The 9,804-nt window shown below is 62.5% G+C and carries 10 protein-coding genes; 2 read left to right on the top strand and 8 right to left on the bottom strand.

Annotated features, from left to right (window positions below; genetic code table 11):
• Nucleotides 1-1,535, top strand: a 1,535-nt coding sequence (gene groL / locus ABI546_RS05760) for a chaperonin GroEL (protein ID WP_348044984.1), incomplete at its 5' end; no start/stop codon positions are given.
• A gap of 98 nt (nucleotides 1,536-1,633) precedes the next feature.
• On the opposite strand, the gene ABI546_RS05755 is transcribed toward groL, so the two are convergent.
• The gene (locus ABI546_RS05755) at nucleotides 1,634-1,969 is read right to left on the bottom strand and encodes a DUF805 domain-containing protein (protein ID WP_348044982.1); all 336 of its coding nucleotides are present in this window, start codon (nucleotides 1,967-1,969) and stop codon (nucleotides 1,634-1,636) included.
• 189 nt (nucleotides 1,970-2,158) lie between these two features.
• Between ABI546_RS05755 and ABI546_RS05750 the strand changes: the two genes are divergently transcribed.
• Nucleotides 2,159-2,920, top strand: coding sequence for an OmpW family outer membrane protein (locus tag ABI546_RS05750; protein WP_348044980.1), 762 nt, complete (start codon nucleotides 2,159-2,161; stop codon nucleotides 2,918-2,920).
• A 92-nt stretch (nucleotides 2,921-3,012) separates the two neighbouring features.
• Here ABI546_RS05750 and ABI546_RS05745 read toward each other — a convergent pair whose 3' ends face one another.
• Genes ABI546_RS05745 through ABI546_RS05715 form a run of 7 tightly spaced genes read right to left on the bottom strand, consistent with a single transcriptional unit; the run spans nucleotide 3,013 to nucleotide 9,802 of the window.
• Nucleotides 3,013-3,960, bottom strand: coding sequence for an AraC family transcriptional regulator (locus ABI546_RS05745; RefSeq protein WP_348044978.1), 948 nt, complete (start codon nucleotides 3,958-3,960; stop codon nucleotides 3,013-3,015).
• 11 nt (nucleotides 3,961-3,971) lie between these two features.
• Complete coding sequence (locus ABI546_RS05740; protein WP_348044976.1) at nucleotides 3,972-4,940, bottom strand: carbohydrate kinase; 969 nt, start codon at nucleotides 4,938-4,940, stop codon at nucleotides 3,972-3,974.
• Between the two features lie 17 nt (nucleotides 4,941-4,957).
• Nucleotides 4,958-5,629 carry a transaldolase family protein gene (locus ABI546_RS05735; RefSeq protein WP_348044974.1) on the bottom strand — a complete coding sequence of 224 codons (672 nt, stop codon included), beginning with the start codon at nucleotides 5,627-5,629 and terminating at the stop codon, nucleotides 4,958-4,960.
• A 16-nt stretch (nucleotides 5,630-5,645) separates the two neighbouring features.
• Nucleotides 5,646-6,434: an L-iditol 2-dehydrogenase gene (locus ABI546_RS05730; RefSeq protein WP_348044972.1), complete on the bottom strand. Its 789-nt coding sequence runs from the start codon at nucleotides 6,432-6,434 to the stop codon at nucleotides 5,646-5,648.
• Nucleotides 6,431-7,897, bottom strand: a complete 1,467-nt coding sequence (gene dalD / locus ABI546_RS05725) for a D-arabinitol 4-dehydrogenase (protein WP_348044970.1) — start codon at nucleotides 7,895-7,897, stop codon at nucleotides 6,431-6,433. Before dalD ends, ABI546_RS05730 begins: the two co-directional genes overlap by 4 nt.
• A gap of 29 nt (nucleotides 7,898-7,926) precedes the next feature.
• Nucleotides 7,927-8,964, bottom strand: coding sequence for a sn-glycerol-3-phosphate ABC transporter ATP-binding protein UgpC (gene ugpC / locus ABI546_RS05720; protein WP_348044968.1), 1,038 nt, complete (start codon nucleotides 8,962-8,964; stop codon nucleotides 7,927-7,929).
• A gap of 13 nt (nucleotides 8,965-8,977) precedes the next feature.
• Nucleotides 8,978-9,802 carry a carbohydrate ABC transporter permease gene (locus ABI546_RS05715; protein ID WP_348044966.1) on the bottom strand — a complete coding sequence of 275 codons (825 nt, stop codon included), beginning with the start codon at nucleotides 9,800-9,802 and terminating at the stop codon, nucleotides 8,978-8,980.
• Between the last annotated feature and the right edge of the window lie 2 nt (nucleotides 9,803-9,804).

Raw genomic sequence — 9,804 nt, 5'->3', positions numbered from 1 at the left:
TGGAGCGCTCGTTCGGCGCCCCCACGGTGACCAAGGACGGTGTGTCCGTCGCCAAAGAAATCGAACTCAAAGACAAGCTGCAGAACATGGGCGCGCAGATGGTCAAGGAAGTTGCTTCCAAGACTTCTGACAACGCCGGCGACGGCACCACCACCGCCACCGTTCTGGCACAAGCCATCGTCCGCGAAGGCATGAAGTACGTGGCCGCCGGCATGAACCCGATGGACCTGAAGCGCGGCATCGACAAGGCCGTGCTGGCCCTGACCGAAGAGCTGAAGAAGGCTTCGAAGCCAACGACCACTTCCAAGGAAATCGCACAGGTCGGTTCGATCTCCGCCAACTCCGACGAATCCATCGGCAAGATCATTGCCGACGCGATGGACAAGGTTGGTAAAGAAGGCGTGATCACCGTGGAAGACGGCAAGTCCCTGCAAAACGAACTCGACGTCGTCGAAGGCATGCAGTTCGACCGCGGCTACCTCTCCCCTTACTTCATCAACAACCCTGAAAAGCAGTCCGCACTGCTGGACAATCCGTTTGTTCTGCTCTACGACAAGAAGATCAGCAACATCCGTGATCTGCTGCCTACCCTGGAGCAAGTCGCCAAGGCTGGCCGTCCACTGCTGATCATTGCTGAAGAAGTCGAAGGCGAAGCCCTGGCAACGCTGGTGGTGAACACCCTGCGCGGCATCCTGAAGGTTGTGGCTGTGAAGGCCCCTGGCTTCGGCGACCGCCGCAAAGCCATGCTGGAAGACATCGCCTGCCTGACCGGCGGCAAGGTCATCGCTGAAGAAGTCGGCATGTCGCTCGAAAAAGTGACGCTGGCTGACCTCGGCCAGGCAAAGCGCATCGAAGTGGGCAAAGAAAACACCATCATCATCGACGGTTCCGGCGCCGCTGCCGACATCGAAGCACGCGTCAAGCAAGTGCGCGTTCAGATCGAAGAAGCGACCAGCGACTACGACCGTGAAAAACTGCAAGAGCGCGTGGCCAAGCTGGCCGGCGGTGTTGCCGTGATCAAGGTTGGCGCTGCCACCGAAGTCGAAATGAAGGAAAAGAAAGCCCGCGTCGAAGACGCACTGCACGCTACCCGCGCTGCCGTGGAAGAAGGCATTGTGGCTGGCGGCGGCGTGGCTCTGCTGCGCGCCAAGCAGGCTGCTGGCAAGATCGCTGGCGACAATCCTGACCAGGATGCCGGTATCAAGCTGGTGCTGCGCGCCATCGAAGCCCCCCTGCGCGAAATCGTTTACAACGCAGGCGGCGAAGCCTCTGTGGTGGTGAACGCTGTTCTGGCCGGCAAGGGCAACTACGGCTTCAACGCCGCCAACGACACCTATGGCGACATGATCGAAATGGGTATCCTGGACCCCACGAAGGTTACCCGCACCGCACTGCAGAACGCAGCATCCGTCGCGTCCCTGATGCTGACGACTGAAGCCATGATTGCCGAGGCTCCGAAGGAAGAGTCTGGCGCCGGCGGCGGCATGCCTGGCGGCATGGGTGGTATGGGCGGCATGGGCGACATGGGCATGTAATGTCCCCTGGCGCGGCCCGGAACTCCGGGCTCCCAACAAAAAACCCGCAAGGCGCAAGCCCTGCGGGTTTTTTCATGGATGCCGTAAACCTGAATCGGTCAGGGAGCGGCAGGCTCCTTGTCGTACTGGTTGCTGCCTTCGGCCGTGGGCTGCACAAACCAGTAGATCAGCACCAGGATGCCGATGACGGTTAGACAGATGAGCTGCCACCAGCCGCTTTTGCCGATATCGTGAAGGCGGCGGGCGCCCACGGCCAGCGCGGGCAGCAACAGCGCCAGACTTACCAGACCGCTGACCACGTCGCCCAGAAAGGAGGCCGCGATGCCCACGAGGCACTGGAACAAAAAGAACCACCAGAACTCAGGGCGGGCGGCACGACCGGAAAAGTCGACGTATTTGCCCAGGCAAACAGAAATGGATTGAGCGAAATTCATGTTATTTATCCTCCTCAAAAGGTGTAGCCAAGGGTGAATCCCCGCCCGATGATACTGCCGCCGGTGCCCGTGAAAAGCGCCATCCGTCACCCCGCATGCATCCACAACGCCACAATTTGGTGAAAAAAAGCCCGTGTGGGTACCGCTCCGTGGCCTTTACTGCTAACCTGATTTCTCATGACGCAACGCATGACTTCGCTCGCCCCGCACGACGCAAAGACCGCCACAGCGCTGCCATGGCAAAGCAGGCACCGCCGCATGCCAACCCTTAGCGTCTCCGGTCAAAGACTGCTCATGGCATCGGCCTTGGTCGCTTTTTCAACACCCGGGCTGGCGCAACAGGCCGGAACCTGGTCCGTGTCGGCCGGTGTCACGCGCATCGCGCCCTCGGTAGACAGCGGCAGCCTTTCGGCCCCCTCAGGTAACGGGGTGATCCCCGATGCGAAAGTCGATGTCAGCAGCAGCACGCAATTGACAGCGGCCTTGAACTACATGGTCACCGATCACCTCAACCTTCACCTTCCGCTGGGTACAGGGTTTCGGCATGACGTCAGCGGCGCGGGCGTGCTGGCAGGTGTGGGGAAAGTGGCCGACACCCGGGCCTTGCCAATCACCCTGATCGCCCAATACCGCTTTCTGAATGCCTCCGCCCGTTTTCGCCCTTATCTGGGAGCGGGCTTGTCTTATGTGCGGTTCTACCGGGAACGGGGCTCGGCCACGTTGACCTCGCTCACCAACCCAGGCGGCCCTCCCACCGGTGTCTCCTTCAAATCAAAGTGGGCTCCTACTTTGCAGGTGGGGGGTGTCCTCAACCTCGACGCGAAATGGTTTTTGGAAGCCAGCTATGCCAAGACCTTCCTGAAGACCCGAGGCACGCTCAGCACCAACCAGACCATCGATGTGGGCCTTGACCCCAACTGCTTCACCCTGCAGCTGGGGTACAAATTTTGATTCTGTGACTGCCTGCTGAAAGGTCAGTCACCGCCCAAGCGCCTACTCTGGGGCCGAGAGCCTGCCGCAAGCGGGTCACTGGAACGGGCACATCAGGGGGACCGACCGAAACGGCCGTCGGCCTGGCGCCTGAACTCGGAGGGCGTCATGCCCTTGATCTCAAGGAAGCGCCGGTTGAAATTGGCGACATTGTTGAAGCCGACCTGGTAGCAAATGTCGGTGACGTTGTGGTCGGTCTGCATCAGAAGGTGGCATGCGCTGTTGATGCGCACACGGTTGACGAAATCGGTAAAACTGTTGCCGGTGGAACGCTGGAAGAAACGACTGAAGCGGCTGTCGCTCATGCCGAGTTCGGCCGCCAGATCCGACATCGAGATCGACTCTGCCATGTTGGCGGTAATGCGGTTCACGATGCCGTTGATCTGGTCGACCTGCGTATCGCCCTCAGCGCCCTGCGTGCCCTGCATCTGCACGCTCGACAGCAGCCGGTAGTCTGTCCATTGCGCCAGGTCGGCCATGAACTCAAAAAACCGGCCAAGGCGGCGCACACCACGCGAGGCCTTGATGCTGTCCCAGTGCGCCTGCGCCTGTTGCGATATACCGAAAAACTCGATGCCGTGGCGCGCCCGTTCGAACAATTGCATCACCTCTTGCAATTCGGGAATCCCGGCCGCCGCGCGTTCGATGGGTTCGTGGCGAAACTGGATCACCCGGTCGCGCCCTGCGGCACCGCCTTCGGGCACGTCAAGCGAAATCCAGTTATGCGGCAGGCGCGGACCGCACAGCACCAGATGACCCGGCTGGAACGGCCCGATCCAGTCGCCGACAAACGCCTTGCCCGAGGTTTCGGTGATCAGGTGCAATTCATACTCTTCATGAAAATGCCAGCGTACCAACGGGCTTGGGAAACCGTGCGCAAGACAACGCACCAGACCGGTCTCAGGCGCTTCGTAGCCCAGTGATGGAGAGCGCGCAATGTCCCGTTCCAGTTCGGGCTGGCGTTGGCGGGGAGTCGAGCGTTTGGACGTGGACGTTGTCATGGCAGCCTGGGTCAAGACCGGGAAACAACGGCCTCATTGTCCTCCCGCACGAGCGCGGCGTGAACGGCTGGCAACGTAGGTGGATCGGCACCTTCGCGGGTGCAATTCAGTGCGGCGGCAGTGGCAGCGAAGCGCATCACTTCATGCCAGGCGTCATCGCCCAGCTCGCCGAACTGGGCCGGGCGTTCGATGCCGTGCGCAAGCAGTGCGACCGAGAGCCCGGCCGTAAAAGTGTCGCCCGCTCCAATGGTGTCAACCACCTTGACGCGCGGTGCCGCCACGGTCAATGCCTGGTGCCCCGTGCGCCAGAGCGTGGCACCGCCGGCACCGCGCGTGACGATCACTGCGCGCGCACCGGCCTTCAGGCAATCCGCTGCCAGCGCATCGACAGGCCGGTCGGGTGCCAGCAGTTCGGCATCTTCATCGCTGAGCTTGACCAGGTCGGCCATCGAAAACCAGTTCATGGCACGTACACGGTAGGCCGCCATATCGGAAATCAGGCTGGGACGCACGTTGGGATCGAACACGATCACGCAGCGCCCGGCGTTGGCCGTCACCAGCTCTGTGATGCGTGTGGCGGCCGGCTCCTGCAAGAGCGAGATCGAACCGAAATGAAGGAAGCGGCAATCCGCTGGCAACTGCGGCAGCGGCTCGGGCGACCACGTCGCGTCGGCGCTGCCGCGCGTATAAAAAGCATAACGGTTGGTCTGCGGTGTGCGCTCAACAAAAGCCAGAGTCGACGGCGCATGGCTACGCAGGATGAAACGTGTGTCTACACCGTTTCGTTCGAGAAAACGCATCAATCGTTCGCCGAAGAGGTCGGTCGACAGCTGCGTGAGGAAAGCGGTGGGCTGGCCGAGGCGTGCGCAGGCGACAGCCGTGTTGAGCGGCGAGCCGCCCTCGTGGCCCAGGAAGGCCAGCGTGCCTGCTTCGCTGGCGGTGAAATCGATCAGGGCTTCGCCCGTGAGTGCAATGCGCATGGTGGTTGGATTTTCGGTCAAGGCAAGGCGTCGGCGTCGGCCAGAAATCCGCGCTCGGCCGCCAGCGTGGCGGGATGATCAAGCAATTCTGCAAAGAGACGCGGCGGAATCGTGATGGCGCCCACACCCAACGCCAGCAGGGAAAGGTAGGCCTCGCGAGAGCGGATGCTTGCCACCAACAGGCGCGTGCCGGACGAGGGCCGCTGCGCTACCAGTGCCTGCATCTGCGCGATCAGTGCCAACCCGTCAATGCCGGCGTCCTCGAGCCGCCCCAGGTAGGGTGCCGCATAAGCCGCGCCCAGTTGTGCGGCAAAGTGCGCCTGCTCGGGCGCGTACACAGCCGTCCATGTGACTGGCACACCTTGCGCAATAAGCCGCGCGCCGGCATCGAGACCTTGGCGCGTGGCGGGAATCTTCACGACCAGCTGGCCTCGGTCGAAGTGCGACAGCAATGCCTGCGCGTCTTCGAGCATGCCGTCAACGTCGCTGGAATACACCTGTGCCTGCACTTGCCGCGCGCCCAGTTCGAGGCAGCGGGCCAGCAAGCCGGGCACAGCTGCGCGGCCGATGCCCGCCCGCTGCAGCAGCGTGGGATTGGTTGTCACGCCGTGCACCACCGGGTGCGGCAGGCAAGCCTTCAGTTCAACCAGGTCGGCACTGTCGAGGTACAGATGAAAGTCGTTGTTCATGCTCGCAAACGAAAAATCAACTCATGACATTGCCACCATCGACATTCAATGTCTGCGCCGTGATGTAGCGCGCCTCGTCGCTGGCAAGAAATACCGCCGCCCCCGCAATGTCAGCCGGCACACCCATCCGGCCAAGTGGCACTTCGAGGCCCACACGCCGTTTCTTTTCCCCCGGCGGCAGCCCTTCGGCCTTGGCGAACAGGCTGTCGACATGATCCCACATCGGCGTGTCGACCACACCGGGGGCAATGCCATTGACGCGAATCCCATGCGGCGCCATGGCCAGTGCAGCGCTTTGGGTGTAGCTGATGACCGCGGCCTTGGTGGCGCAGTAGTGCGACACCAGCGCCTCGCCGCGCCGCCCGGCTTGTGAGGCCATGTTGATGACCGACGCGCCCTGCGTGCCGGCTTCCACCATACTGCGAAGCACGGCTTGCATGACGAAGAACATGCCTTTCACGTTGACGGCAAAGAGCCTGTCGAAAGAAGCCTCGTCGCTGTCAAGCAGGGGCGCGAGATCGAACACGGCCGCGTTGTTGAACAAGGTATGAATGGGACCAAAAGCGGCCCGTGCCTCCACCAGCAGGCGCGCAATCGCCTGGGCGTCTGTGACATCCGCCGCGATGTAGGCAAGACTGCCTGGATGGCGTTGCTGCAGCGCCCGCACTGCCTCGGGCGCCGTTGCCGCACGGTCAACCACGCTGCAGCGAGCGCCCTCGGCAATGCAGGTCTCGGCCACTGCCAGACCGATGCCACCACCGGCGCCAGTTAGCAGCACATGACGGTTTTTCAGACGTTCGCTCATGCTTTGGCTACTGAATTGACAAAACTCGCCACACGCCCGGTTGCGCCGCGTACGGCATCGATCAAGCGTGCATCGCCTGCGGCACTCCCCCACAGCCCCGCATCCGAACAGAGCGCGCGCACCGGATCAACAGCATTGCAGATTGCGTGGGCCAAGGCCTCGTCCATGCCCTGGTCCTGGTAGACATAAGGCAGCGCCCCCTGATGCCAGCGCCGCAGGAAAACGAGGAACAGTGCAGGCAGCACCGCGACACTGTCAATCGGCTGCCCCGCAGCAAGCCGCTCGCGTACCGTGGGCGCGATAAAACCCGGAATCTTCGAGAAACCGTCGGCCGCGACACGCTGGTTGGTGTCGCGGATCGCAGGGTTGCCGAAGCGGTCGAGCACCACGTCGCGGTAAGCGGCGAGGTCGATCGGCCCCGGCGCCTCGGCCGAACTCAGGCAGGGGATCACGTCGTCCGTGACGTAGTCGTAGGCCATCTTCCGGATCATCGCGTTGTGCGTTCCTTCGTGGATGAAATCCAGCCCGACCAGCGTGCCGGCCCAGGCAATGCAGCTGTGCGTGGCATTAAGGATGCGGATCTTGGCTTCCTCGTAAGGCTGCACCGACTCCACCAGCTCCACGCCCACGCGGCCCCAGTCAGGACGCCCGGCCACGAAGTTGTCTTCAATCACCCACTGGATGAAGCTCTCGCCCGTGATCGCAGCGGCATCATCCCTGCCCGTAGCCGCCTTGACGCGAGCGCGCAGCTCGGGCGGCGGGCGCGGTGTGATGCGGTCGACCATCGCATTCGGGCAGCGGGTATTTGCGTTGATCCACGAGAGCAGATCGGTATCGCCCTCGAGCTCGATGAACTCGAGCAGCCCGGCCCGGAAGCGGTCGCCGTTGTGGCGCAGGTTGTCGCAATTGAGCAAAGTCACCGGGCCGGCCTGCGCCGCCTTGCGCGCGCGCAGGATCGCGCAGACGGCGCCATAGATGGTCACGCCCTCACCGCCCTCCTCCCCCGCCTTGCCGCGGCGCGCGCGCGCCAGGTCTGCTGCGAGATCATTGAAAGACAGGTCCAGCCTGCCTTGGGTGTCAAGGTAGTAGCCGGCCTCTGTCACGGTGAATGAAACGATACGCGTGGAAGGCGCCGCGCCGCGTGAGATCACCGCGGCCAGCGAGCGTTCCCAGGGGATCACCTCGCGGATGGCTTCGATCTGTTCATACCGGTACTCCCCGGCCGGGGATACGGTTTCCAGCGTATAGCGCCCACCCTGGGCCTGCAGGGCCGCAACAACCTGGGCCATGTCGGGCCGGATGTTGGCGGCCGCAAGTGACCAGCGGGTGTCGCCCGCATCAATCAGCCGCTGGAGGTAGACGGCCTGGTGGGCCCGATGGAACGAACCCAGCCCGAGGTGAAGTACCGTGAATTCCGAAAGGGCCGGTGGGGTTTGCGCGAGGGGCGCCGTTGCGAGAGTCAAGGCAATGTCCGAAAGGAGGAAGGAAGAAATCAGGCCGAAACCGCACGGCCTTCACGGGTGAACAAATGAAGCACCGAGGGGTCGAGCTCGACCGCTACGTCGTCACCGGCATGGAGCGGAGTGCGTTCGTTCTGGCGCGCTATCAGCGGCACCCCGTCCACGTCAATATGAATCAGGGTGTCGGCGCCGAGTGCCTCGATCAGCTCCACGCGACCTTGCACGCCAGCAGCAGCGGCCTGCCTCGGACGCACACGCAAGCCTTCCGGCCGCACGCCCAGGAAGCCGTCGCTTGGCAGGCGCCCGCCAGTGGCTGCCGAGAAGCTCGGGATTGCGCTCGCTGCCACCATGTTCATCGACGGCATGCCGATAAACTGCGCAACAAACTGGTTCGCCGGGTGGTCGTAAAGTTCGAGCGGTGTGCCAACCTGCTCGATCAGACCGTCCCGGAGCACCACCACGCGGTCGGCCAGCGTCATGGCTTCGACCTGGTCATGCGTGACATAGATGGTCGTGGCGCCGAGCGCACGGTGGAGCTTGTGGATTTCGACGCGCGTGTTGCCGCGCAGCGCGGCATCAAGGTTGGACAAGGGCTCGTCGAACAGAAACACCTTGGGCGCTCGCACGATGGCGCGGCCAATCGCCACGCGCTGCCGCTGTCCGCCCGACAGGTCTTTCGGCGTGCGGTCCAGGTACTGGGTGAGGTTGAGCGTTTTGGCCGCGTACTCGACCTTGGCCTGGATCTCACCTTTCGGCACGCCTGCAAGCTTGAGCGCAAATGACATGTTGTCGTACACACTCATGTGCGGGTAGAGCGCGTAGCTCTGGAACACCATCGCCAGGTCGCGCTTGCCCGAAGGCAGCCACGTGATGTCTTTGCCGTCGAGCATCAAGTTGCCTTTGGTGATGGGCTCCAGCCCCGCGATGAGGCGCAGCAGTGTCGATTTTCCGCAACCCGAAGGCCCGACGAAGACGATGAACTCGCCCTTGCTGATTTCAAGATCGACGCCGCGGATGATCTGGGTTTCCCCGAAACTTTTCTCGATGTTCTTGAGTTCTAGATAAGCCATAGGTCAGTTCCTTTCACTTCACCGCACCGAATGTCAGGCCTTGCACCAGCTGTTTCTGGCTGAACCAGCCGAATACGACGATGGGCGCGATCGCCATCAGCGAGGCGGCCGATAATTTGGCCCAGAACAGGCCTTCGGGGCTGGAGTACGAGGCAATCAATGTCGCCAGCGTGCCGGCTTTGGCCGAACTGAGGTTGAGCGCCCAGAAGGCCTCGTTCCAGCTCAGCACCAGGCACAGCAGGCCCGTTGATGCGAGACCGCCCACCGACAACGGCAGCACGACATGGCGGAATTCGGTCCAGAGGCTCGCACCGTCCATGCGTGCGGCTTCCAGGATTTCGTTCGGAATGTCCTTGTAGGCGCTGTAGAGCATCCACACCATGATCGGCAGATTCGACAGCGTGAACACAATGGTCAGCGCGGTGAGCGAATCCAGCAGGCCCGCGGTCTGCGCGAGAACGTAAATCGGCACCAGCGCGCCCACTGCCGGCATCATCTTGGTGGAAAGCATCCACATCAGGATGTCGCGCGTCCTCTTCGTACGGAAAAAGGCCATCGAGTACGCGGCGGGCGCTGCGATCAACAGGCCGATGATGGTGGAGCCCAGGCTGGTGATGAGCGAGTTGCGCGCATACAGCAGGTAGTCGCTGCGGCGCTGCACTTCGCTGAAGTTGTCGAGCGTGGGCTCGAAGACAAAGAGCGGCGGCACATGAATCGCCTGAAGTTCGGTCTTGAAGGCCGTGAGAAACAGCCAGCCGAGCGGAAAGAACAGCAGCAACGCCACGGCCCAGGCGCTCACGGTGCGCAGCAGTTGCGGAAGAAAATTACTGGGTTGCACAA

The sequence above is a fragment of the Polaromonas sp. genome (assembly GCF_039932935.1).
In the GTDB taxonomy this organism is placed as follows: domain Bacteria; phylum Pseudomonadota; class Gammaproteobacteria; order Burkholderiales; family Burkholderiaceae_C; genus Polaromonas.
This window is presented reverse-complemented; position numbering and strand designations above follow the sequence as displayed.